Source organism: Undibacterium sp. (genome assembly GCF_030683615.1).
GTDB classification, from domain to species: domain Bacteria; phylum Pseudomonadota; class Gammaproteobacteria; order Burkholderiales; family Burkholderiaceae_D; genus Undibacterium; species Undibacterium umbellatum.
Map to the genome: position 1 here is coordinate 1 of NZ_JAUXQE010000012.1, position 23,592 is coordinate 23,592.

The 23,592-nt window shown below is 49.5% G+C and carries 19 protein-coding genes; 5 read left to right on the forward strand and 14 right to left on the reverse strand.

Going from position 1 to position 23,592, the window contains the following annotated elements; translation table 11 throughout:
* Window positions 1–370 precede the first annotated feature (370 nt).
* The 9 genes from Q8K39_RS07405 to Q8K39_RS07445 form a co-directional block, all read right to left on the reverse strand.
* Window positions 371–1,096 carry an amino acid ABC transporter ATP-binding protein gene (locus tag Q8K39_RS07405; RefSeq protein WP_305259115.1) on the reverse strand — a complete coding sequence of 242 codons (726 nt, stop codon included), beginning with the start codon at window positions 1,094–1,096 and terminating at the stop codon, window positions 371–373.
* Window positions 1,097–1,116: 20 nt separating this feature from the next.
* Window positions 1,117–1,806, reverse strand: a complete 690-nt coding sequence (locus tag Q8K39_RS07410; protein ID WP_186957136.1) for an amino acid ABC transporter permease — start codon at window positions 1,804–1,806, stop codon at window positions 1,117–1,119.
* A 2-nt stretch (window positions 1,807–1,808) separates the two neighbouring features.
* A complete protein-coding gene (locus tag Q8K39_RS07415; protein WP_305259118.1) occupies window positions 1,809–2,561 on the reverse strand; it encodes an amino acid ABC transporter permease in 753 nt (250 codons plus the stop codon).
* Between the two features lie 119 nt (window positions 2,562–2,680).
* Complete coding sequence (locus Q8K39_RS07420) at window positions 2,681–3,628, reverse strand: transporter substrate-binding domain-containing protein (RefSeq protein WP_186957138.1); 948 nt, start codon at window positions 3,626–3,628, stop codon at window positions 2,681–2,683.
* Window positions 3,629–3,880: 252 nt separating this feature from the next.
* A complete protein-coding gene (locus Q8K39_RS07425) occupies window positions 3,881–4,777 on the reverse strand; it encodes an amino acid ABC transporter substrate-binding protein (protein ID WP_186957139.1) in 897 nt (298 codons plus the stop codon).
* Between the two features lie 355 nt (window positions 4,778–5,132).
* Window positions 5,133–6,419 carry a Glu/Leu/Phe/Val dehydrogenase gene (locus Q8K39_RS07430; RefSeq protein ID WP_305259119.1) on the reverse strand — a complete coding sequence of 429 codons (1,287 nt, stop codon included), beginning with the start codon at window positions 6,417–6,419 and terminating at the stop codon, window positions 5,133–5,135.
* 261 nt (window positions 6,420–6,680) lie between these two features.
* Window positions 6,681–7,868, reverse strand: a complete 1,188-nt coding sequence (locus Q8K39_RS07435; protein WP_305259120.1) for a hypothetical protein — start codon at window positions 7,866–7,868, stop codon at window positions 6,681–6,683.
* A gap of 96 nt (window positions 7,869–7,964) precedes the next feature.
* Complete coding sequence (locus Q8K39_RS07440) at window positions 7,965–8,945, reverse strand: LysR family transcriptional regulator (RefSeq protein WP_305259121.1); 981 nt, start codon at window positions 8,943–8,945, stop codon at window positions 7,965–7,967.
* Window positions 8,946–8,947: 2 nt separating this feature from the next.
* On the reverse strand, window positions 8,948–10,828 hold the full coding sequence (locus Q8K39_RS07445) for an ABC transporter ATP-binding protein/permease (RefSeq protein WP_305259123.1): 1,881 nt from the start codon (window positions 10,826–10,828) through the stop codon (window positions 8,948–8,950).
* A 377-nt stretch (window positions 10,829–11,205) separates the two neighbouring features.
* On the opposite strand from Q8K39_RS07445, the gene Q8K39_RS07450 reads away from it, so the two are divergent.
* On the forward strand, window positions 11,206–12,060 hold the full coding sequence (locus Q8K39_RS07450; protein WP_186957144.1) for a 3-keto-5-aminohexanoate cleavage protein: 855 nt from the start codon (window positions 11,206–11,208) through the stop codon (window positions 12,058–12,060).
* On the forward strand, window positions 12,057–12,743 hold the full coding sequence (locus Q8K39_RS07455; protein WP_186957145.1) for an acetyltransferase: 687 nt from the start codon (window positions 12,057–12,059) through the stop codon (window positions 12,741–12,743). Before Q8K39_RS07450 ends, Q8K39_RS07455 begins: the two co-directional genes overlap by 4 nt.
* Here the strand turns inward: Q8K39_RS07455 and Q8K39_RS07460 are convergent.
* The gene (locus tag Q8K39_RS07460; RefSeq protein WP_305259126.1) at window positions 12,718–14,313 is read right to left on the reverse strand and encodes a glycosyltransferase; all 1,596 of its coding nucleotides are present in this window, start codon (window positions 14,311–14,313) and stop codon (window positions 12,718–12,720) included. The genes Q8K39_RS07455 and Q8K39_RS07460 overlap by 26 nt on opposite strands.
* 194 nt (window positions 14,314–14,507) lie before the next feature.
* On the opposite strand from Q8K39_RS07460, the gene Q8K39_RS07465 reads away from it, so the two are divergent.
* Together Q8K39_RS07465 and Q8K39_RS07470 are read left to right on the forward strand one after the other, a co-directional pair.
* Window positions 14,508–14,927 carry an acyl-CoA thioesterase gene (locus tag Q8K39_RS07465; RefSeq protein WP_305259128.1) on the forward strand — a complete coding sequence of 140 codons (420 nt, stop codon included), beginning with the start codon at window positions 14,508–14,510 and terminating at the stop codon, window positions 14,925–14,927.
* A gap of 8 nt (window positions 14,928–14,935) precedes the next feature.
* Complete coding sequence (locus tag Q8K39_RS07470) at window positions 14,936–16,513, forward strand: alkaline phosphatase (RefSeq protein ID WP_305259130.1); 1,578 nt, start codon at window positions 14,936–14,938, stop codon at window positions 16,511–16,513.
* A 64-nt stretch (window positions 16,514–16,577) separates the two neighbouring features.
* Here Q8K39_RS07470 and Q8K39_RS07475 read toward each other — a convergent pair whose 3' ends face one another.
* The 3 genes from Q8K39_RS07475 to Q8K39_RS07485 all read right to left on the reverse strand — a co-directional run bounded on the left by Q8K39_RS07475 (window position 16,578) and on the right by Q8K39_RS07485 (window position 21,693).
* Window positions 16,578–18,254 (reverse strand): long-chain-fatty-acid--CoA ligase, encoded by a 1,677-nt coding sequence (locus Q8K39_RS07475; RefSeq protein WP_305259132.1) that lies wholly within the window; start codon window positions 18,252–18,254, stop codon window positions 16,578–16,580.
* Window positions 18,255–18,516: 262 nt separating this feature from the next.
* Entirely contained in the window at window positions 18,517–20,613 is a 2,097-nt protein-coding gene (locus Q8K39_RS07480; protein ID WP_305259134.1) for a molybdopterin-dependent oxidoreductase, read from the reverse strand.
* A gap of 162 nt (window positions 20,614–20,775) precedes the next feature.
* The gene (locus Q8K39_RS07485) at window positions 20,776–21,693 is read right to left on the reverse strand and encodes an NAD(P)-dependent oxidoreductase (protein ID WP_305259135.1); all 918 of its coding nucleotides are present in this window, start codon (window positions 21,691–21,693) and stop codon (window positions 20,776–20,778) included.
* A 147-nt stretch (window positions 21,694–21,840) separates the two neighbouring features.
* Between Q8K39_RS07485 and Q8K39_RS07490 the strand changes: the two genes are divergently transcribed.
* Complete coding sequence (locus tag Q8K39_RS07490; protein WP_305259136.1) at window positions 21,841–22,380, forward strand: acyloxyacyl hydrolase; 540 nt, start codon at window positions 21,841–21,843, stop codon at window positions 22,378–22,380.
* 107 nt (window positions 22,381–22,487) lie between these two features.
* Here the strand turns inward: Q8K39_RS07490 and Q8K39_RS07495 are convergent, their stop codons facing one another.
* Window positions 22,488–22,811 carry a hypothetical protein gene (locus tag Q8K39_RS07495; RefSeq protein WP_305259137.1) on the reverse strand — a complete coding sequence of 108 codons (324 nt, stop codon included), beginning with the start codon at window positions 22,809–22,811 and terminating at the stop codon, window positions 22,488–22,490.
* Window positions 22,812–23,592 lie beyond the last annotated feature (781 nt).

The following is a 23,592-nucleotide window of genomic DNA, read 5'->3' on the forward strand; positions in this document are numbered from 1 at the left end:
TGTTGCATATTCTGCTTGCTTGGAGAAGCTGTCAGCGATTTGGTTCAGTGTGAAGCTTTGCGCCATCCAGTATGCCAGGCCACTTGGGTCTGCTGGGCGATTGAAGTAAGCGATGTAAAGCTTTTGGATATCTGCTGCTGTGTTGGCCATTGCGTGTTGTCCTGTTTAATTGTTATTAATACAAAAATAAATAATTCAAAAACTACTTTTCAGTGCATTTTTTTGCGAGTGAAGATTAGCATGACAGTATCTATTTCCTTGTGACGGGAATCACAATTTCTACAGATTTCACAGAAATCATCACTTATTACAAAAACAGCCCTGAAATTCAGGGCTGTTTTGCAAACTTAGGTGTACTGACCTAAAAATATCAATGAATGATCTTGTCCAGGAAGTCGCGCGCACGTTCTGAGCGGGCATTATTAAAGAATTCGTCTTTTGAACAATCTTCAACTATCGCGCCTTTGTCCATGAAGACAATGCGATTCGCGACTTTTTTGGCAAAGCCCATTTCATGGGTCACCACCATCATGGTCATGCCTTCTTGTGCCAGGCCGACCATGACATCCAGCACTTCATTGATCATTTCCGGATCAAGTGCCGATGTAGGTTCATCAAACAGCATGGCTATCGGGTCCATGGACAAGGCGCGGGCAATCGCCACACGCTGTTGCTGACCACCAGACAACTGACCCGGGAACTTGTCCTTGTGTGCAATCAGGCCAACGCGATCCAGGTATTTGAGTCCGCGCTCAGTCGCTTCTTCTTCAGAGCGGCCCAATACTTTGACCTGACCGATAGTCAGATTTTGGCGTATGGACAGATGCGGGAACAATTCAAAGTTCTGAAACACCATGCCTATGCGTGCGCGCAGTTTGGACAAATTGGTTTTTGGGTCGCCAACAGAAACACCTTCTACCGTGATCTCGCCTTTTTGGAAAGGCTCCAGACCATTGACGGTTTTGATCAGTGTTGATTTGCCTGAACCGGAAGGACCGCAAACAACCACCACTTCACCCTTGGACACTTCGGTTGTGCAATCGGTCAAGACCTGGAACTGACCATACCATTTACTGACATTATTCAATTTAATCATTTGAAATCTCCACAATATTCTTAACGTATGATCGCCACTTTTGCCTGCAATTTCTTCACGAGTGCAGACAAGCCAAGGCACATGATGAAATAGACAACCGCTGCGAAGGTATACATTTCCACCAGACGTCCATCACGCTGTGCCACTTTGGCTGCAGAACCGAAAAAGTCGGGAATGGACAAGATCGATACCAGCGACACGTCCTGGAACAAAACGATGGTTTGCGTCAGCAATATGGGGATCATATTGCGGAAAGCCTGAGGCAAGACGATATGCCCCATGGTTTGCCAGTAATTCATGCCCATCGCATAACCAGCCCAGATCTGCCCACGAGGGATAGACTGTATGCCGGAACGCATGATTTCGCAGTAATAAGCAGCTTCAAACATGACAAAGGTGATCAGGCAAGAAGAAAAAGCACCCACGGCCACAGGTTCATTTGCGCCAATTATCCAGGCACCAATATAAGGCACCAGGAAGTAAAACCAGAACAGCACCAATACCAGAGGTATAGAGCGCATCAGGTTGACATAACCGGAAGCCACCAGATTGATCAGCTTGTTGCTGGACAAACGCATCATCGCCAATAAAGTACCGATGATGATACCGCCTGTCATTGACAGGAAGGTCAGCTTCAGTGTGAATACCATGCCAGTCTGGAACAGGTACACCCAGGAACGCTGGATGACATCAAAATCAAAATTACCCATGTTTAGTGCCCTCCACTATTGGCTGAACCAGCAGTAATGAAGCCTGGTACGCGCAGTTTCTTTTCCAACAAATTCGACAGCAGGATCGCCACCACAGATACGATCAGATAGATGATGGTGGCAGCACTGAAAGCCTCAAAAGTCTTAAAGGACATTTCTTGCATGGAACGCGTACTTGCCATCAGTTCTATCAAACCTATGGACAAAGCCACCGAACTGTTTTTGATGATCGCCGCCACTTCATTGATCAGTGAAGGAATGATGATGCGAAATGCCATGGGCAAGAGCACATAGCGGTAAGTTTGTGGCAGTGTCAGGCCCAGTGCCGTCCCCGCCATTTTTTGCCCGCGTGGCAGAGCATTGATACCTGTTGATACCTGTACCGCCACCCTTGCCGAAGTAAAAAACCCCAGGCTCAGCACTGCCGTGACGAAAGGTGCATTCGGCAATTGTTTGAGTGCTGTGCCCCATGCTTCAGGCAAGACCTCAGGGAAGACAAAGTACCAGAGAAACATTTGCACAATCAGTGGAATATTCCTGAATAATTCCACATAGGCATTTGCCGCCCTGACCAACCATTTATTTGGTGCTGTGCGGAGTGTCCCTATCACCAGGCCCAAAACCAATGCAATCACCCAGCCCAAACCTGCTGTCGCCAGTGTCCATTTCAGACCAGCGATCAGGGATTCAAAATAGGTTCCCGTTCCATCGGGCGCAATGTCCCAAAAGATATTCCAATTCCAGTTGTAGTTCATAATCTCCTCCTGTGCAGCGCTTTCAGTCCGCTTTTGCAAAATCATGCATGCATAGTCTTGCAAAAGAAAACGGGAGGTGCATCCCCCCGTTTTATCGGACTACCTTGCCTTGCTATGTATTATTTTTTCTTGTTCAAAACGGCTTTTTGAGCCTCTGGAACAGCGGCATAAGCAGAAGGTTCACCTGAATCTGTAGGCTTGGCAGCAACTACCTTGAGCTGATCAGACATAGGCCAGTTCAAGGCGATGCCTTTAGGTGGAATAGGTTGCATGAACCATTTGTGGTAGATGCGGTTAACATCGCCAGAAGTCAGTACATTGGAAATCGCTGTATCAACAACTTTCTTGAACGCGGCATCATCCTTGCGCAACATGATGCCGTATGGCTCAACAGACAGGGCTTCCTTGCTGATTTCATACTCAGCCGGGTTTTTTGAATTGGATGCTTGTGATGCCAGCAAGATATCGTCCATTACCCACGCTACTGCACGGCCAGTTTCTACCATCAGGAAAGCTTCTGCATGATCCTTGGCTGGCAAAATATTGATGCCCAGATTTTGGTCTGCATTCAACTGCGTCAATTGCTTCAAGTTGGAAGTACCGGAAGTGGAAACCACGGACTTGCCCTTCAAGTCCATGAGCGTTTTGATGCCAGAAGATTTTTTCGACAAAATGCGGTTAGCTGTCACAAAAGTGGTAGGTGCAAATGCCACTTGTTTTTGACGTTCAACGTTATTGGTGGTAGAGCCGCATTCCAGATCTATCGTACCGTTTGCCATCAGCGGAATACGTGTCGCTGAAGTGACAGGGTTCATTTTGACATTCAAAGAAGTCAGACCCAGTTGTTTTTGCACTGCAGTAACAATCTTGAGGCACAAATCAATGGAATAGCCTTGATAGGACTGCTTGTCATCCAGGTAGGAAAAAGGAATGGAAGAATCGCGCACTCCCAGAGTGATGGTGCCTGTTTCTTTGATTTTTTTCAGTGTTCCGGCATCTTGCGCCTGTGCTACACCGACGATCAAACCTGCACCAATCAGACCTACCAACAATTTCGAAAATTTCATACTGTCTCCAGAAAGTTTAAATCAAAAAGTCATGGCTTTGAGTTTAACAAAAACCCTTAGCAAATTACCGTTTTTTTCAATCGGCTTAATACGTATTACTACTTATGTACTGCTAAAAATATGGTCAGCAACAGCTTTTATCCGGCCCATACGAATTTTCATCCAAACCCCGCAAACCCAGATCTGCCTGATGCATAGTGAACTGAGCATCAAACCACGTCTGTCTGAGATAGCAAGCAAAGACAGTGCCTGTCAATCCGCCACCTTATCTGTGGGAAAACGTATATTGTCGCGCAACAGAAAGTTCATGGGCATGTTCAGGTTTGCCCCTTTTGGGGGCACTGGTTTGCGAAACCATTTGTCATAAAGTTTGGTGACTTCACCATCATTCATGAGGCGTGCGACTTCGCGGTCAACCAGTGACTTGAAGGCAGCATCATCCTTGCGCAACATGATGGCATATGGTTCGGTCGAAAGCGCATCGCCCACCACGACAAACTTCGTCGGGTCTTTGGCACTGGCACGCTGGCCATACAAAAGCACATCATCGACGGTAAATGCATCCGCCTTGCCGCTTTCTACCATGCTAAAGGATTCGTTGTGATCACTGCCTTCGAGTAATGTCAAATCCAGACCTCTGACCTTGTCGCGATCATTGAGCAACTTGACGGTCGTGGTCCCCTTGGAGGTCACCACTTTTTTACCCTTGAGGTCAGTCCAGTTCTTGATACCAGAATCCGTCCTGACCAGCATTTTCGCGGTAGCAAAAAAATGGGGAATGGTGAACGCCACCTGTTTGCGACGCTCTGCATTATTGGTGGTAGAGCCGCACTCCATATCTGCCTTTCCCTCAACAATGGCTGGGATGCGCGTACTACCTGTCACAAGGACGTATTTCACATTCAACTGCGGCAGCTTGAGTTCTTTTTTGATTGCATCAACTACCTTCAGACAGATGTCCATGGAGTAGCCTATGGGTTTCTTATCCTCATTGAGGTAAGAAAATGGAAAAGACGCCTCACGGTGCGCGATAGTCACCGTTTGCGTCTCTTTAATATGCGACAGGGTATCCGCAGCCAATGAAAGCGGGGAGCACAGGACCAGCGCACAGGGCAAGCCAGCCTTTACTATCCATTTTGAAGCTTCCATATAATCCCCTTTGAACTTAATTCAGGATGGTAATGATAAAGATCAATAAAATTCAACAGAAAAATTCACATTTAACAAAATATTATTCAGTATATTTGACAATCGCACTTGTAAAAATTTTAAAAACAAGTATGCAATTATCGTTCCAAGCCTATCAAGCAGGATACGCTGCTAGTACTAAGTCCAGATGACATCAAACATGTCACCATGTTTGCCGGGCTTACCCACTTACAGGATGAGTAAACAGGTAGCAAGACGCGATCTTGGAGCTAAAGCCCCAAAATCGCGCCAGGAATGACATCTGGCTACCATCACCTATCAGCATAGGTGATTGATAGCTATTTACAATTCCAGATTATGGATACAGTCCACGCACTTCGCGTGCTTGCAACACTCTGGAGCAACCGATAATAAAGGCTGCAGTACGCAGAGAGACATTCTTGTCTTCCGTGACCTGCCAGACAGAATTAAAGGCTTCCTTCATGATACGGGTCAAACGCAGGTTGATTTCATCTTCCGACCAGAAATAGCTGGAGAAATCCTGTACCCACTCAAAATATGACACGGTCACACCGCCAGCATTGGCGATTACGTCTGGCACAACCAGGATGCCTTTGTCGCGCAAGATATCGTCAGCTTCTGGTGTAGTTGGGCCATTCGCGCCTTCGAGGATGATTTTGGCACGGATCTGGTCAGCATTCTTCATTGTGATTTGCTGCTCCAGCGCTGCCGGGATCATAATATCGCAGTTCACAGACCAGAATTCATCATTTGGCAAAACCGCTTCTATGCCTTCAAAACCAGCAACACTGCCTTTGGCTGCCACGTGGTCCAGCAATTTTGCAACATCCAGGCCATTTGAATGGAATATCGTGCCGCCGTGATCTTGTACTGCGACGATCTTGGCGCCAGCATCGGCAAACAAACGGGCAGCAATACCACCCACATTACCAAAACCTTGAACTGCAATTTTTGCACCAGCAATGTTCAGGCCACGCTTGGCAGCAGCTTCACTACCGACCACGAATACGCCGCGGCCAGTCGCTTCACGACGACCCAGACTGCCACCCAGGGAAATCGGTTTGCCAGTGACCACGCCAGTGGCAGTACGGCCTTCATTCATGGAATAGGTATCCATCATCCATGCCATGGTTTGCTCATTGGTGTTCACGTCTGGTGCCGGGATATCTTTGTCCGGGCCGATAATGATGCCGATTTCAGAAGTGTAACGACGCGTCATACGCATCAGTTCGCCACGTGACAAGGTCTTTGGATCAACACGGATACCACCCTTGGCACCACCATAAGGCACATTCACTGCAGAGTTCTTGATCGTCATCCAGGCAGACAAGGCCATCACTTCTGACAGCGTCACATCCTGATGGAAACGCACGCCACCCTTGCCCGGGCCACGGGAAGTATTGTGCTGTACACGATAGCCTTCAAAGTGGGCAATCGAACCATCATCACGCTCGATAGGCACGTCAACTATCAGGATACGCTTGGGACGTTTCAGAGTTTCTACCCAGCGCGACAAATGGCCGAGATAAGGTGTAACACGATCAATTTGCTCAAGGTAAACTGACCAAGGACCTGTCTCTGTCGGGGTAAGATAAGACGGTATCTGGTGCTGGGTGGACATGATATGACCTCTTGAAGATGGTTGAACTGGTTTGCAAATCTGGTATTCCAGGCCAGTCTGTCACCGGCGCTGAAAGCAGACGCATAGTAGTCTTTTCATTCTGAAGTCAGCCAATGCTTTGTTTGCATGCATCTATGCATGAAATGCATAACCATGAAAGTGGCCGCATGATATGGAATATTTTTTACAACTCCACAAGTTCTATATATTTCGGTTTTACAGTCATTGCTGACAGTACTTATCCGACGCCGGAAAATACACTCAAGCGGCGACAGCCTGACTTCCCATCCGGATGTGAGGAGACCAGGAAGACTCCCACTGTGTATCGAATAAAGCACAAACGCTTGCCCCCAGATCGATATCCAAAATCTCAAGTGCAGCACGACTGCCAGAATCTTCCCTTTTTGCGGCGGCAACAAAGCGGGCAAAAGCCTGCCAATCCTGGCTCAGATTCTTCACGAGTATGCGTGCCAGATCATAGGATAGAGTATTACTTTCCCCGCTACGTGAAAATGAAGCGCCAGACCAGAACTCCTGAATCCTTTCAGGATTCCAGAATTGCAAATGTCTGGCATACAAATTTTTTGCGCTACTCGCCTCCTGCAGAAATGGACTGAGCTGAAATTCGACATTTACGGCAATTCCTTCATCCAGCCACAACGGCAATTTCAGGTAATTCAAGGCACTGTGCGTCATTTCATGCGTAATCACAGGTTCTATCATCAATAAATCCGAAAGAACAGTGACAAAGTGCGGGCAGCCTGCATCAATGAACATGCCACCGCTGACTGCAAATTCCCCGCTCTCAGGATAATATGCAGATACATACTGATAGTACATATCCTCATTGTCGAGCACCAGCAAGATGCTCTTCATATCTGACGGAAATTGTGCGACTCCAGGCAGTAACTTAGCAATACGCGCATGATTCTTTTCAATAAACCTGGCACTGGCCTCAATGACATTTGGCTCCGACGATGAGACGATCAACGCCTTCTCGCTTTCATACATATAACAATGCGAACCTATCCCCTCTTTGATATAAGCCAGCCATGCGCGTTGTCCCAGCAGACGTGCATGGCGTTGTAGTCCGGCATCGTTGATCGTGCCCAGCCATGCATGAAAAGCCGCCCAGTTCATGACGGGGATATTGTCCAGGAAAGTGACATGTTCAAACAGATTGAACGAACTCACCCCTGGCAGACTGATGAGGTCCGGTATCTCTTCGCGAATAAATCCGGCCGGCAATTTTTCAGGGGGCAGAGCCCTGCTTTCATGTGCGTTTTTGGGTAAGCCTGGCAAAGCAAAAAAACTGCCAATAAATGGCATGACCCAGACACTGATTAATAACATCGTTCGCTGGAAACTTGGTTCAAGAGCACGTTTGATACGGTGCGTGGAATAGATATTGAGAGCCAGCAGTGCCAGCAAGATAAACAAAAAAATCATCGTATTGAATAGTGTAAAAATGTAGTCTGCTGCTACAAAATTAGCTCAATGAGAGGTCACAGAGGCAGTTTTAGTACGGATATCCGCTGGAGCTTGTTAATGCTCTTCACGACGCCGGCGTGATTTCCCATGCTTACTGCTTTCCAGTTTTTCTGCAATTTGCAATTGTTCCAGATACTCCCACAATCTGGACACTATCATCTTGCCCGGCCTCTGGATTGAGGGCCGTTCACGATACAGGCGGATTTCCATATTCACTTCCCAGGCACCACTACCATCATCGGCGCGGGCCAGTTGCTTTTGCTTGACTTCACGGGTCACTGCAGACTCGGGTAAAAAGGCAATGCCACGTCCTTCCAGCGCCATCATTTTCAAGCCTTCTGCCATATCGGTTTCATAGCATTTTTCCAGATGCAGAGGCTGGCGCGTGTCATTCAAAATCAGGTCTACCATGCGCCCCAGATAGGCATTGTTGGCATACGCCAGAAAAGGTAATGGCTCCCTCTCCGTTCCTGGCAACAGTAATTCCGGTACGCCATGTTTATCACAGCGGGTATAGGCCCGCAAAGCTTCGGTCCCCATGCTGATCATGTCATACTGGCTGCTATCAAGAAGTAGCGGCTGACGCGGGTGGTGATAGCACAGCAAAAGGTCGCAACCACCTTCGACCAGAGTCATGACCGCATCATGCACGTTCAGTGCCAACAAGCGGCTATTGATTTCACCAAATGCAGCTTCGAGGCTGGTCAGCCAGCGCGGCACATAGGTCAGTGAGAGTGTATGCGGGACAGCAAAATCCACCGTGGTTTGCGTGGTGGTGCGCTTGCCGCGTAACAGGGCGCGGGCATTATTGATTTGCCCCAGCATGGCAATCGCCTGCTCGTAAAAAACCTCACCCGCATGTGTCAGCCGTGTGGGGTAGGACGTGCGGTCTATCAGGTCACTACCCAGCCAGGCTTCCAGCGATTGTATGCGACGCGAGAATGCAGGTTGCGTCACATGGCGCAATTCAGCCGAGCGGCTGAAGCTGTTGGTTTCTGCTAGTGATACGAAATCTTCCAGCCACTTGGTTTCCATTTTTATGCACCCATCAATTCAGTTTCATCTGCTTCGTCATCATCTTCTTCCGTCATGTCTTTTTTCTTGCTTTGCTGGCGTTCCCACATGCGTGCATAGGTACCCTGCAAGGCCAGCAAATCATGATGGGTACCACGTTCTATGATACGTCCCTTGTCCATCACCAGAATCTGCTGGGCATCGACAACGGTAGATAATCTGTGTGCAATCACCAGGCTGGTACGACTACGCGCAATGTCTTTCAACTGGGCCTGTATCAATTGCTCGGCTTGAGAATCCAGAGCTGATGTAGCTTCATCAAAAATCAGGATGGAAGGATTTTTTAACAGAGTGCGGGCGATGGCCACGCGCTGCTTTTCACCACCGGACAGTTTCAAGCCACGCTCACCAACCATGCTGTCATAACCATCTGGCAGCGATTCGATAAAGTCATGGATGTAGGCAGCCTTGGCGACCGCGATAATCTCTTCTTTGCTGGCACCTGGTTTGCCATAGCCGATGTTGTATTCTATGCTGTCATTGAAGAGCACCGTGTCTTGTGGCACGATACCTATCGCCGCCCTGACTGATGCCTGGGTAACGTCGCGCACATCCTGACCATCAATCGAAATATGACCAGACTGGATATCATAAAAACGGAATAGCAAACGCGACAGAGTTGACTTACCTGAACCGCTATGGCCCACCACTGCCGTGGTCGTACCTGGTGCAATGGTAAAGTCCACATCAAATAAAATCTGGCGCTTTTCTTCATAGCTGAAATTCACATGTTGAAAACGGATTTCTGCGCCATTTCTATGGTGCACCTGCAAGACCTGTGCATGCTCGGCATCTGCCACTTCACGATTTTGTCCCAGGAGCGAAAACAGCCTTTCCATATCGGCCAGACTTTGCTTGATTTCACGGTACAAGACACCCAGGAAATTCAAGGGTATATACAGCTGTATCATGAAGGCATTTACCAGCACCAGGTCACCCAGGCTCATGGTGCCATCAATGACGCCCTGGGTCGCGCGCCACAAAATCAGCGTCACAGCAGTGGCGATAATCATCGACTGCCCGGTATTGAGCAAGAACAGGCTGCTCTGTGATTTTACCGCAGCAGTTTCATAGCTCTGCAAGCCCTGGTCATAGCGCTGGGCTTCATATTCGTCGTTACCAAAATATTTGACGGTTTCATAGTTGAGCAAGGAATCAATGGCCTTGGTATGCGCCTTGGAATCAAGCTCATTCATGGTGCGGCGAAAATGTGTGCGCCATTCGGTGACAACGATGGTGAACACGATATACGTCACCAACGCAGTCGCCGTAATCACTGTAAACCATTTATCGTAATGCGTGCCCAGATAAACCAGAACCAGCGCAATTTCCAGCAAGGTGGGAACGATGCTGAACAAGGCATAGGAAATCAGCGAGGATATCGCTCTGGTACCACGTTCTATATCGCGGGTGACGCCACCGGTTTGCCGATTCAGGTGAAAGCGCAAAGACAAGGCATGCAGGTGGCGAAATACTTGCAAGGCTATCGTACGTACTGCCCGCTGCGTAACTTTGGCAAACACGAATTCGCGCAACTCTGTGAACAGGGTCGTCGCCAAGCGCAGTGCGCCATAGGCGATCAGCAAACTCACTGGCAAGACCATGACGGCGGCCGGATGGGCTGGGCTGATGGTCATGCTGTCGACCAGGCTCTTCAAGACCATGGGTACACCAACATTGGCCAGCTTGGCGGCGACCAGAAAGCTAAGTGCCAGTAATACGCGCCACTTATAGGCCCATAAATAAGGCAAAAGTGTCTGGATAGTAGACCAGTCACCACGCTGACCATGGTTACTGGCCTGACTGGAGGAAGACGGATTACGAACGGATTCTCTGCGTCGCATTAAAGAGGTACTCGTATGAGGGTTGAATGAGCTTGCCAGCCGCAAGGGAGGCTGACGCGAATTGGCAATTCAACAAAATCACCTTCCATCATAGCGGCCTATCACAGTTAACAACAAAGTACCCGCCACTATCGCAAGTGACGTTCTGTATCAACTGCTACACTGTACCGGAAGGCAACAAAGAGAAAAACACTTCATGCAAATGCTGCATAAGGAAAATTATAGGCTATAAACCCTGTTTCTATCGGCACTGCACAAAGCATATGTAAATTGCAAACGCAGCATTGCGGACTTTGTCCTTGAGCTAACGTACAATTTGCTTTTCGCCAGTGTTGCCTAACACTGGTCATTCCCCGGTTACTATCAGAATACAGCCCATGAGCTTTTCTTCACCATTGATCATTAATCTTGCGCCTACTGGCATGGTGCCAGTGCGTAGCCAGTCCCCCCATGTACCACTGACACCGGCAGAGATCATCGCTGATGCGTTGGCATGTGCCAGGCTAGGCGCGTCCATGCTGCACATTCATGCGCGCGATGAGCAGGAACTACCTAGCGATGATGTGAATATCTATGCCGAAATCATCCGTGGCATACGAGCTCAAGCGCCTGAACTGATTATCGTCACCACCACCAGCGGGCGACGTACTCCAACTGTGGAAAAACGCGCCAGCAGCCTGTATCTGGCAACTGATGTAAAACCTGATATGGCCAGCCTGACCCTGGGTTCCATGAATTTTTCGCGTGAAGCCAGTATCAATGCGCCGGATACCATCATGCGACTGGCAGAGATCATGCAGGAAAACAGCATCAAACCAGAACTGGAAATATTTGATCTTGGCATGGTCAATTTTGCCAAAATACTCATCAACAAGGGCCTGATCAGTCCGCCTTATTATTTCAATATCATTCTCGGTAATCCGGGGACGGCGCAAGCCAGCTTGTTGCACCTGGCCACCATCGTCGGTGATTTGCCGCCAGATGCTGTCTGGTCACTAGGAGGCACAGGCAAGTTTCAAACTACGGCGAATGGCTTGGGGGTACTCATGGGTCATGGAGTCAGAACCGGTCTGGAAGATAATCTATGGCTGGATGAAGGGAGGACGACACTGGCCAGCAATGTGCAACTGGTCCAGCGTATCGTGGCGCAGGCAGATGCTCTCGGGCGCTCCATCGCTACGCCGGCACAAGTCCGGGATATGTTGGGCTTGTCCAAAAGGGCAGCAATATGAAGAAAAATAAGCTGGTTATTTTTGGCAGCAGCAATATTTTGTCTGATTTGTTTGATTGCGCGCTGGCGAATGGCCTGGTGGTTTCCAGGATTGTTTTACATTTACCTGAAACGCCGGGCGAGCGCGATATCAGCTTGCAAGACCGCCTGGCGGAATGGGCGGCCTATGGCCCCGTACCTGAAGTCCTGGAATTAGCGGATTTCCAGCCTGCTGCGGACGAACTCTATCTTCTCGGGCCAACCACACCAACTCGTAGCGTTTTGGAAACAGAAATACTGCAACGATATCCGGATCACAAGCTGGAATTTCATACCCTGATCCATCCACGCGCTTATGTATCGCCGCTGGCAAAACTGGCTGCCGGTGTCTTTGTCGGTGCCAATAGCGTCATCGGTCCAGGTGCTGTGCTGGGTCGTCATGTGTTTGTCAACCGGGGTGTCACTATTGGGCATGACACCCATATTGGTGCTTTTTCAAGGGTGCAACCTGGTAGCAATGTCGGCGGTTTATCGCGCATAGGCCATAGTGTCACCATTGCCATAGGCGCCACTCTGATTGAGCGTTTGCACATCGGCGACCATGCCTTCATCGGTGCCGGTGCGGTGGTCATCAGCGACATCGACGCTGGCGCATTGATGCTGGGTATACCGGCAAAATTCAAGAAGTCTGTGTTGCCATCCTGAGATTAAAGCGCGCAACTGCCAGTTCGCAAGCACCTTGCAGACTGGCGGCTGCCTTACTCAAATCGAGGTAGTCATCAAAATGCCTTTGCATGGCCAGGCCGGCAGTTTTTCTGGCATCAGGATCTTCCAACCACAGCATCAGGATTTGGAAATATTCCTGCAAGTTTGCCTGCGCCGCACTACCCAGTTTGTCGCCACCATCAGATCCCTGCAAACTCAAGGCCGGTACAGCCAGCGCCATTGCTTCAGCCACCGCAAAACCACCGCCCATCATGGGCGGATTGATATAAATATCGCTGCAAGCCAGGTATTTAACGGCGTCGGCACAGAACGCAACACACTGGACCTGCCCCGCCCTGGCGGCTTGCAAGGCAGATGGCAAGACGCCGTTACCACCGACGATAAGCCACTGGACATGGGGATGCAGGTTCAGCATTTGCAACATGGCTGCTGCCCACTCCCCCTTGATCCTGGCCTCACTCTCGCTGACAAGAGTGACCAGGATCAGCCTGTCTTGCGCCAGCCCTAAAGACGCACGTGTCTGCCCCTGTTTGACATCTGGCCTTTGTATCCGGTAAGAATGGTAGTAAGTCTGGCTGGCCGGTAAAGCAGTAGTCCATTGCGAAGCCTGCACGCCATCCAGCTCTTGCTGCGCGGTCAGCCATACATCGGCGGGCAGCATGGGTGACAGAGAATTGATCCCCAGGCTGAGCACGGGACGCGCCGGATAAATTGCTGCCGCCAGGCCAGCATACAAACCCACAAACATCACCAGATCAGGATCAAACAAGGCGATTTGTCCCAGCAGGCTCTTCCATCTTTGAACCAGCGAAAAGCGCGTATCGCCAGTCATGACCTGCCCACCCTGCCCCAGATATTTGTCCCAGCCAGCGGTAACAAACTGTGGCTCTGGTGTATAAGAATGGCTGCCCAGATAATGTTTAAAATCTGGCCCCAGCATTTCTTGCGCTGAATAAAGTACGACTTCAAAGCCAAGCTGTCGCAAATTTTCTGCCTGCTGCAAAACCATCAGCGTGGGCGGGTGTTTGATATTACTTACATAGGGTGCAATCAGTGCAACCTTGCGCACTGCACTGATGCTGCGTTTCTTCAGCACTTGCGTGGGCTGCACTTGCTGCCATATCCATGCATTCAGGCTGGTGGTAATTGCTGGCAGGGATAACTCTTGCAGCCTCTGCTGAAAAGCCTGGCGGCCGGGGATATCGAGCAATACTCTTTGCCAGCCATATTGCAGGAAAGTCATGAGTCTGTCGGCATCATACGGTTGCAAAGTCAGCGCGAGCTGCCCGGCTTGCTGCAGATACTCTGGCCTGCCAGTCAGCATATCAAGAAAGGTGGCGCGATAAAAACCGGCCAGGCCAGTAGCTGCGACATTCGCTAGCAAAAACTGCTCTAGCTGCAAGCTCAATGCAGGTGTTGCCTGGCGGCGCATCAAATCCACCATCTGGTGCCAGCCATGGCTGGCTGTTGGATTGGCAACTGTGCGCATGACCACATCGTCCAGCAATCTTGATTCTTCCTGTTTTTCTCCCGCCATTTCTTCCTTCATTTCTTCTTTGGTTTTGACCCTTGCATGACATGAATTGTACTTAAACTCATTTGCAGAATTATTACATTGGCATCAACTTCACAATATATCACTCTACAAGTCGCTGGCAGGCCACTTGCGTTACTCAGCCCGCATGAAATCTGGTTTAAGATTTGTCTCACTCCTCTTCGCACACTTTACTATTTAAAACCATCATGACTGAACAAATTTCCAACGGGCTGCCATCCCATATGCCTACACTCAGGGTCATGCCCATGCCGGCTGATGCCAATGTCCATGGCGACGTATTTGGTGGCTGGATCATGTCCCAGGTCGATATTGCCGGTGCCATACCAGCGGCGCGGCGCGCCAATGGCCGGGTTGCTACTATCGCGGTCAATTCTTTCCTGTTCAAACAACCGGTGTTTGTCGGTGACTTGTTGTCGTTCTATGCTGAAGTGGTCAAGGTTGGCAATACCTCGATCACGGTATCGGTGGAAGTGTATGCAGAACGTAATCGCCTGCAGGCATCCACTGTCAAAGTCACCGAAGCGACCCTCACTTATGTCGCTACGGGCGATGATCGTAAACCGCGTCAGATTCCACCACTGGAAGACATTACCAAGGTGGGCTGAGCATTTTTATGAAGTTATCACGTCGTTCGTTTTTACAGCAGTCCCTGCGATTCACTACCTTTGCTGCACTGGCCCAGGCATTTCCTGGATGGGCTGCCGAACGCAGCAGCGTCTATCCATTCAGCCTGGGTGTGGCTTCAGGCTCCCCCCGGCATGATAGCGTGGTCTTGTGGACACGTCTGTTGCCCGAACCTTTGAATGCAGCTGCCCTGCCTCCTGTACCGTATAAACTGAGGTGGGAAATTGCCGAAGATGAGCAATTTACCCGCATGGTCAATAAGGGTGAGACCCATGCCCTGCCCGAACTGGCGCATAGCGTGCATGTCGAAGCGAACGATTTGCAGGCAGATCGCTGGTATTGGTATCGCTTCATCCTTGGTGATGCGGTCAGTCCGGTGGCACGCACCCGTACTACCCCTGCAGCCGATGCACTTGTCAGTAATTTAAGGGTGGCGGTGGCCTCTTGTCAGCATTGGGAATTTGGTGAATATGCAGCACACAGGCATATTGCCGCTGCCAATCCCGATCTGGTCGCATTTCTGGGCGACTATATTTATGAATGGGGGCCTTATGATCTGCGCCACCCCGGTAGACCACGCAATCGCGATATAGAAAGCTTTAGCCTTGCGGAATACCGCGCCCGCTATGCCCAATACAAAACTGACCTGCAATTGCAGGCGGCCCACCATGTCGCGCCCTGGATAGTGACATGGGACGATCATGAAGTCGCCAATGATTATGGCAATGACAGGGATGAGAGGCTGGATGTCAATTTCCTGTTACGGCGGGCTGCTGCCTATCAGGCATTTTATGAGCACATGCCGGTGCGTCTTCACCCCAGCCATACTGACTTTGCCAGTATGCGTATCTATGATCGTTATGAATGGGGCAGGCTGGCAAAATTTCATGTACTTGATAGCCGCCAATACCGCTCTTATCAGGCGTGCGCCAAGACTGGTCGAGGAGGGTCAAACTCTGTCAGCAATGCCGAATGCAGTGAAAGAATGGATCCTACCCGCACCATGTTGGGGATAGAGCAGGAAAAATGGCTAGCACGCGGTTTCGCCAGTTCAAACGCAAAGTGGAATATTCTCACCCAGCAAACTTTGATGGCGCAATCCAGCCAGACTGTAGTCAGTCACGAGGGTGAAGGCAAATTCTGGACTGATGGCTGGGATGGTTATCCAGTCGCCCGACAACGTTTGATGGAGGACTTACAAAAGCACAAGCCCGCCAATCCTGTCGTCATTTCTGGTGATGTTCACACTTTTTATGCGGCGAACCTCAAGCGCGATTTTTATACCAAGGCATCTGCCAGCAACCCGATAGTGGCGACAGAATTTTGTGGCACATCGATAACGTCAAGCTCGCGCCCGCAAGAACGGACTGATCAGTACGTGGCACAAAATCCGCATATCAAATATGGCCGCAGTGACAAACGTGGCTTCATGCTGATAGATATTTCTCAAACCAGAATGCAGACACATTTCCTGGGTTTGGATGATGTTGCAAAGGCCGATTCCGGTATTGCCACACTGAAGAGTTTTGTCATCGAAGATGGAAAATCAGGCGTGGTCTCTGCATAACAAATGCATGCGAAAACAAAAAAAGGAAGGCAATGCCTTCCTTTGTTAACTTGGACAAGTGAGATCAGGTTTTCTTTTCATCACGCAATTCGCGGCGCAAAATCTTGCCTACATTAGTCTTAGGCAAATCCGAGCGGAACTCGATGTACTTAGGTTTTTTGTAAGCAGTGAACTGCTCCTTGCAATAGTCCATGAGCTGGTCAACGGTCAAAGAAGGATCTTTGCGCACCACAAACAATTTCACTGCCTCGCCAGAGTTGGCATCTGGCACACCGATACAGGCACATTCAAGCACGCCTGGATGCATGACAATGACTTCTTCAATTTCATTCGGATAAACATTGAAACCAGATACCAGGATCATGTCTTTCTTGCGGTCGACAATCTTGGTATAGCCACGCTCATCCATGATGCCGACGTCACCAGTTTTGAAAAAACCATCTGCTGTCATGACCTTGGCAGTTTCTTCAGGGCGGTTCCAGTAACCAACCATGACCTGGGGACCACGAATGGCGATTTCACCACGTTCACCCAAGGCAACTGGATTGCCGTCATCATCCAGAATGGCAATTTCCGTCGAAGGAATAGGCATGCCTATGGTGCCAGAGAAGACCTTGGTATCGGCCGGATTGGCAGTTGCAACAGGTGAGGTTTCAGACAAACCATAACCTTCGGCAATCGCGCAACCGGTAGTCGCCAACCATTTGTCAGCCACGGCTTTTTGTACAGCCATGCCACCACCACTGCAAATTTCATAGCCGGAGAAATCCAGCGCAGCAAAGTTAGCATTGTTCAACAAACCGTTATACAAGGTATTCACTGCTGGGAAAATATTCACCCTGTATTTGCCCAACTCTTTGATAAAACCGGGGATATCGCGTGGATTGGGGATCAGCAAATTCAGGGCACCGATGCGGGTACCCAGCAAGCTACAGACTGTCAGCGCAAAGATGTGATACAACGGCAAAGCACAGACGATGACTTTTTGCTCATCCGCATGACTGGCCATGCTGGGTGACAGCCAGGCATCATTTTGCAGGATATTGGCAACTACATTTTTATGCGACAAAGTCGCACCTTTGGATACACCGGTAGTACCGCCGGTGTACTGCAGGAAAGCCACATCATCATGTGTGGTTGTTACAGGGGTGAAACTCATGCCAGCCGCTTCAGACATCACTTTGTTGAATCGGATGGCGTTAGGCAATGAGTACGCTGGCACCATTTTCTTGACATGGCGCACAACAAAATTAACGATGGTACCTTTCAAGGCGCCCAGCATTTCGCCCATATTGGCGACGATGATGTGCTTGATTGCGGTCTTGCTAAGCACCTGCTCCAGCGTGGTGGCGAAATTTTCCAGGATGAAAATGGCTTCTGCGCCTGAGTCCTTGAGTTGATGCTCCAACTCGCGCGGTGTATACAGGGGATTGACGTTAACCACGGTATAACCGGCACGCAAGACCGCTGCCATGACGACAGGATATTGCAATACATTGGGCATCATGATGGCAATTCGCGCACCTTTTTTTATACCCCTGGCTTGCAGCCAGCCTGCCAGTTGAGTGGACATGGCATCCAGTTGACCATAGGTAATGCGCTTGTCCATACAGGCGTAGGCATCACGTGCAGCAAATTTTTTAAATGACTCTTCCAGCATCTGCACCAGGGATTGATACTGATTGATATCAATGTCTGCCGGCACGCCTGCAGGATAGTTCTTCAGCCAAATTTTATCCATATCTTCTCCGTCTCGTGTGATTGTTGTTTTTGGCGTTGCGCTTCAATTTCTCTCTCATTTACCTCGGCAATACGTGAGTAAATGAGAAGCCAAGCAGGCATGCATTCCCTAGTTTCGATGCTATCGGCTAAGTTCGGCTAAAGCAAGCGATTTAATGCTTACTTGGAAGCATTCTCCATGAAAATACTGCAACGCAGCAAATTTTTAACTGTTGACGCTGCCTACTTTTGATATAGGACAAGATCAGCTGAGCAGCACAGATTCATGTAGATATGACGGATGGACACTTCTCCACCTGTACCAGCAAGTCATAAAAAGTTGGCCCGCCGCCCATGTCGGTCAGGCGCTGGCTGGTGACTTCATTGGCATTCTTGTGGTCGCCTGCAAGCTTTTTCCACCATATCGACAAGCCCACTACCAAACCTGGACGGGCTTTGTCAGTGACGCGGGCAATAGCTTCAAAGCTGCCTCTGTCATTGAATATCCTGAGTTTGTCACCCTGGACGATATGACGGCTGGCGGCATCCTGAGGATGAATGTCCAGATGCGGCTGTCCTTCGGTGTCCCGCAGGCTTTGCACATTGACGAATGTGGAATTCAAGAAATTGCGCGCTGGTGGAGAAATCATGGCTAGTGGATAGCGCTCAGCCAGCTCGGCATTCGATGCCAGTGATTCATAGGGAGCGATATACGTCGGCAGAGGGTCAAGCCCGTCACGCTTCATGCTCTCGCTATAAAACTCGCATTTACCAGATGGCGTACCAAAACCACCGTGAGCAAACGGTGCATCTGCCACTTTCAATTTAGCCCAGCCTGCTTTCTTCAATGAAGACCAGTCGAAGTGTACGGCATGCGCATGATTCTTATCGAAGGCTAGCGCGGCGATCTCATCATCACTTTCTGAAAAACAGGCATCTTCAAAACCCATGGATCTGGCAATGAGACGGAAAATCTCGGTATTCGGTTTGGCTTCCCCCATGGGCGCAATCGCCGGATTATTAGCCATCATATACAGGTGACCATAAGTGCTATGGATGTCGGTATGCTCCAGTTGTGTCGTCGCTGGCAGCAGAATGTCGGCATAGTCTGCCGTATCAGTCTGGAAGTGTTCCAGCACCACGGTGAATAAATCTTCCCGCGCAAAAGCTTGCGCTACCTTCGATGACTCTGGTGCAACCGCGACTGGATTGGAATTGTAAACAATCACAGCTCCCACTTTGGGTCCGAACTCCGCCGATGCCTCTCTCAATAAATCATCACCTATCGTACTCATGTTGATGGTTCGGCGCGGGAAACCTTCAGGAAATAAATCCGGTCTTTGCAAAGTTGCCGTATTTTTTGGGAAGGCATCTGACATAGACAATTGCGTGCCGCCCGCAGCATGCCGCCAGGCACCGGTCAGTGCAGGCAGGCAGGCGATATTGCGCACTGCCATGCCACCACCATGTACCCTTTGCACACCATAATTCATGCGTATCATGCTGGCTTCGCCACGTTTGCCACATTCACCATACTCTTTGGCAAGTTGCACGATTTCATCTGCGCTGATACCGCATACCTCAGCGACGCGCTCTGGTGTCCATACAGCTACCCGTTCACGCAACTCTTCAAAGCCCAGGGTATGCTCAGCGATGTAGGCATGATCCAGCAAGTCTTCACGTATCAAGACATGCATGAGACCCAGCGCCAGCGCAGAGTCTGTGCCTGGTAACAGAGCGATATGCTGATGGCATTTTTCTGCTGTCAATGAACGATAAGGATCAATCGCAATCAGCTTCGCACCATTGCGTTTGGCCTCTTGCACGCGCATCCAGAAATGCAGATTGGAGGCGATGGGATTGCCACCCCACATGATAATCAGCCTGGCATTCTGGGTATGTTCTATGTCCGCACCAACGCGTGTACCTATCGTATATTTATAACCGACACCGCCAGCAGTTGCGCAAATCGTGCGGTCCAAAAATGAAGCACCGATTCTGTTGAAGAAGCGCATAGCCATGCTCTCGCCCTGCACCAATCCCATGGTGCCGGCATAGCTGTATGGCAGTATGGACAAGGGATTACTGGTAGCCAGTGGCTTGAGTTTTTCAGTAATCGTCGCAATCGCCTCTTCCCAGGTGATGCGGACAAACTTGCCTTCACCTTTTTTGCCGACCCGCTTTTGTGGATACAGCAGACGATCAGGATGATAAGTGCGCTCTGTATAACGCGATACCTTGGTGCACAAGACACCCGCCGTTGTTGGATGTGTGGGGTCACCCTTGACCGCAGTAGCGATGCCGTTTTCCACAGTCACATGCAAAGCGCAGGTATCTGGGCAATCATGCGGGCATACAGCTTTGACGATAGTGCTGTTCATAGTAATCCTGCTTCCATTGTTTGCTTGATGCGTTGGTACTGTATTGGCTTTCGTGGCTTTATCAGCCTTATTGCTTTTGCCATTGTTGTCTATCTTATGCCAGAGCCATTTCTGCCTACCGATACACAAATGCTGTTTTTCTACAGATCAGCAAAATTGCTGCTAAGCGGGCAATACATCCGGCCTGTCAGTGAGACGCTTGCCGGGATTTTTTTGTTCCAGTACCAGCAAAGCCGCTGAGTGATCAGCATGCGGATGAACTGGCAGCAAGCTGCGGTAAACATCTGCCACCAGCCTGGTGATTGGTAAATCCACACCCGCATGTTGTGCTGCGATGAGGATGTTTTCCATATCCTTCGCTTGGCTCTTGACCTGCCCGCCCGGCATGAAGGTTCTGTCCAGCATACGCTGCCCATGCACTTCCAGTATCCGGCTCTCGGCAAAACCGCCTCGTAAGGCTTGCCTTACCGCAGCCGGATCAGCACCACCGGCTTGTGCCAGCAATAAAGCCTCGGCCACGATATTTATCGTCGCACCTACAATCAACTGATTACAGAGTTTGGCCAACTGCCCCGTCCCAGGATCACCGACACGCTGCGGCTTTCCCATGACAGACAATAGCGCTATCACTGCGGGATAAACTGCTTCGTCCGCCCCTGCCATGATGGCCAGGCTACCGGCTTCCGCACCGATCACACCACCGGAAACCGGCGCATCAATAAAGTGCACACTCTGTTTTTGCAGCAAGGCATGCATAGCCTGTGCCTGGGATTGCTGTATGGAACTCATATCGATGACGATGCTCCCAGCACGCAAGTCAGGCAAAATCTGCCCTATCACCTCAGCGACAGCATTACCATCTTCCAGCATGGTAATCACGACATCAGGCTTGCCTTCCTGTATTGCCAGCAAGGCAGAGCCTGCAACTCTGGCACCATCTGCCATAAGTACTTCGGCTTTTGCCAGAGTGCGGTTCCAGACTGTCACAGGAAAGCCAGCAGCCAATAGACGGCGCGCCATAGGCTTACCCATCAAACCTGTTCCCAAAAAAGCGATATTTGTCTCAGATACTGTCTTCACACCCATCCTTTAATGCTTAAATGATTGCCGGAACCAAATTGTAAACGCTAGCTCATAGGAGCGTATTGCAAGAGATTGCTACAATAGCGGCTGAGGTTTTATATTCATGTCCCATTGATTTCCTATTTTCACCTGAAAGCCCATTTTATGCGCCTGCGTATTTCATCTGTAATTGCCATTGCTGTCACAGCAATGTGCACCAGCTCTTCCGTATTCGCCATAGATTCTGGTTCGCTGGAATTTGCCACAGGCAATAAAACCAAGATGCTGCGCCTTGGCCTGCAATCTAACTGGGATAATAAATGGTTTGCCTCAAACGGCACCCACATTGGTGGCTATTGGGACTATACCCTCGCGCAATGGCGGGGTAGTAATTTTCAGGGCAAGAGCGGCACACAAAACCTGACCGATATCGGTGTCACTCCGGTTTTCCGCTTTCAAAATGATAGCAAAAAAGGATTTTACGGCGAAGCTGGCATAGGTTTACATATGCTGTCAGACATCTATGACAACAACGGCCGCCGCTTCTCCACCAATTTCCAGTTCGGTGACCATATCGGCGTCGGCTATGTCACCAAGGATGGCTGGGATGTGAGCTTCAAGATCCAGCATTATTCAAATGGCGGAATTAAAAGTCCTAATCCTGGTGTGAATTTTGCGGTATTGAAGGCTGGATACGCGTTTTAAGTCTTGCCAGCACTGACGGTAAAAAAGGCTGCTCATACGCAGCCTTTTCTTTAAGTCTTCACTAGAGAAATGCAAAGCGTCGCTCCATAGGCCACCTGCACTGTTTATCAGTCAGTGATGATCTGGTTTTTGATATCAAGTTCGCTTAGACGCTGAGCCAATTCACGCATTTCGTGCAGATCCATTACTATTTCCGAAGATCTCCCATCATGCAAATGCTTGATTTCATTGAAGGTAAAGCCTCGATAAAGTTCACGCTTTAAAAAATAGAGCTGCTTAGCTGAGAAAACCTGCATCTCAATTCGCAAAATAGGCTCTTGCCCAATTCCCTCTGGAAATTCCAACATTGCAGTTCCCTGGGATTCAAATGCAACACACTTGCCTTCTGCAGCGGCATGATCAAAGTCTTCCTGAGTCTCTACCCAATGCACTTGCTGACTGCAACTATCACAATATCTCGTTTTATTACTCTCTGTTCGAGTCAGCTCAGCCCATGTCTTTGGGCAAATGAAGGATAGATTACAATTAATCATGGAAATTAATGGGGCTGCGTAAACTGTGGTATTGACTGAAGAGTATATAGAAGTTGATATAGCCAGTAAGATAAGCAGATATTTCTATTATCCACGAAAGCCACTAGGCACCTGCCTGCGCAGGAGCGACGGTTTTTATGTTCTGCGCTGAAATATGTACGGCGGATGCACCGACTTGAACGGCAACTTCACCAGCAGTCCTGTCAGCAAACCGTCAGACTATAAGAGAGTTAGCTAGATTATCGTCGCTCCAGCGCAGGCTGGAGCCTGGTGTCGTTGGTCGATGGGCGGTGCAGTGAGTAAGAGAGCGATTAAGCGATGAGACGGTGGGGGTGCACACGGTGCATTCCACTGAGATGAATTGGATACCAGCGCTTCGAGAATGAAATCTGAGTCACAGAGTAAAAGCAGAGATTTCATCTGTTTTTTGGTGTTCTTTTGTTTCTCTTGCCTTTCTCTGTGACTCTGTGTTGAGAGGTCTTGACCTTGTTTTTGATCTTGTTTTTGTTTGTTATTTTTGTTTTTTTTGTTGCGCACAAAAGCAAAACCCCCGCTTAACTGAATAAGCGGGGGTATGCGGAATAAAAGCCTGACGATAACCTACTTTCACACTGGTTGCAGCACTATCATTGGCGCGTAATCGTTTCACGGTCCTGTTCGGGATGGGAAGGGGTGGTAC

What these genes read in the sequence shown, in the direction of transcription:
- Q8K39_RS07450 (WP_186957144.1), top strand. Translation starts at nt 11,206, where the DNA reads ATGAGCTTTTCTTCACCATTGATCATTAATCTTGCGCCTACTGGCATG.
- Q8K39_RS07445 (WP_305259123.1), bottom strand. Translation starts at nt 10,828, where the DNA reads ATGCGACGCAGAGAATCCGTTCGTAATCCGTCTTCCTCCAGTCAGGCC.
- Q8K39_RS07420 (WP_186957138.1), bottom strand. Translation starts at nt 3,628, where the DNA reads ATGAAATTTTCGAAATTGTTGGTAGGTCTGATTGGTGCAGGTTTGATC.
- Q8K39_RS07460 (WP_305259126.1), bottom strand. Translation starts at nt 14,313, where the DNA reads ATGAAGGAAGAAATGGCGGGAGAAAAACAGGAAGAATCAAGATTGCTG.
- Q8K39_RS07435 (WP_305259120.1), bottom strand. Translation starts at nt 7,868, where the DNA reads ATGATTTTTTTGTTTATCTTGCTGGCACTGCTGGCTCTCAATATCTAT.
- Q8K39_RS07470 (WP_305259130.1), top strand. Translation starts at nt 14,936, where the DNA reads ATGAAGTTATCACGTCGTTCGTTTTTACAGCAGTCCCTGCGATTCACT.
- Q8K39_RS07405 (WP_305259115.1), bottom strand. Translation starts at nt 1,096, where the DNA reads ATGATTAAATTGAATAATGTCAGTAAATGGTATGGTCAGTTCCAGGTC.
- Q8K39_RS07465 (WP_305259128.1), top strand. Translation starts at nt 14,508, where the DNA reads ATGACTGAACAAATTTCCAACGGGCTGCCATCCCATATGCCTACACTC.
- Q8K39_RS07430 (WP_305259119.1), bottom strand. Translation starts at nt 6,419, where the DNA reads ATGTCCACCCAGCACCAGATACCGTCTTATCTTACCCCGACAGAGACA.
- Q8K39_RS07475 (WP_305259132.1), bottom strand. Translation starts at nt 18,254, where the DNA reads ATGGATAAAATTTGGCTGAAGAACTATCCTGCAGGCGTGCCGGCAGAC.
- Q8K39_RS07455 (WP_186957145.1), top strand. Translation starts at nt 12,057, where the DNA reads ATGAAGAAAAATAAGCTGGTTATTTTTGGCAGCAGCAATATTTTGTCT.
- Q8K39_RS07415 (WP_305259118.1), bottom strand. Translation starts at nt 2,561, where the DNA reads ATGAACTACAACTGGAATTGGAATATCTTTTGGGACATTGCGCCCGAT.
- Q8K39_RS07490 (WP_305259136.1), top strand. Translation starts at nt 21,841, where the DNA reads ATGCGCCTGCGTATTTCATCTGTAATTGCCATTGCTGTCACAGCAATG.
- Q8K39_RS07480 (WP_305259134.1), bottom strand. Translation starts at nt 20,613, where the DNA reads ATGAACAGCACTATCGTCAAAGCTGTATGCCCGCATGATTGCCCAGAT.
- Q8K39_RS07410 (WP_186957136.1), bottom strand. Translation starts at nt 1,806, where the DNA reads ATGGGTAATTTTGATTTTGATGTCATCCAGCGTTCCTGGGTGTACCTG.
- Q8K39_RS07425 (WP_186957139.1), bottom strand. Translation starts at nt 4,777, where the DNA reads ATGGAAGCTTCAAAATGGATAGTAAAGGCTGGCTTGCCCTGTGCGCTG.
- Q8K39_RS07440 (WP_305259121.1), bottom strand. Translation starts at nt 8,945, where the DNA reads ATGGAAACCAAGTGGCTGGAAGATTTCGTATCACTAGCAGAAACCAAC.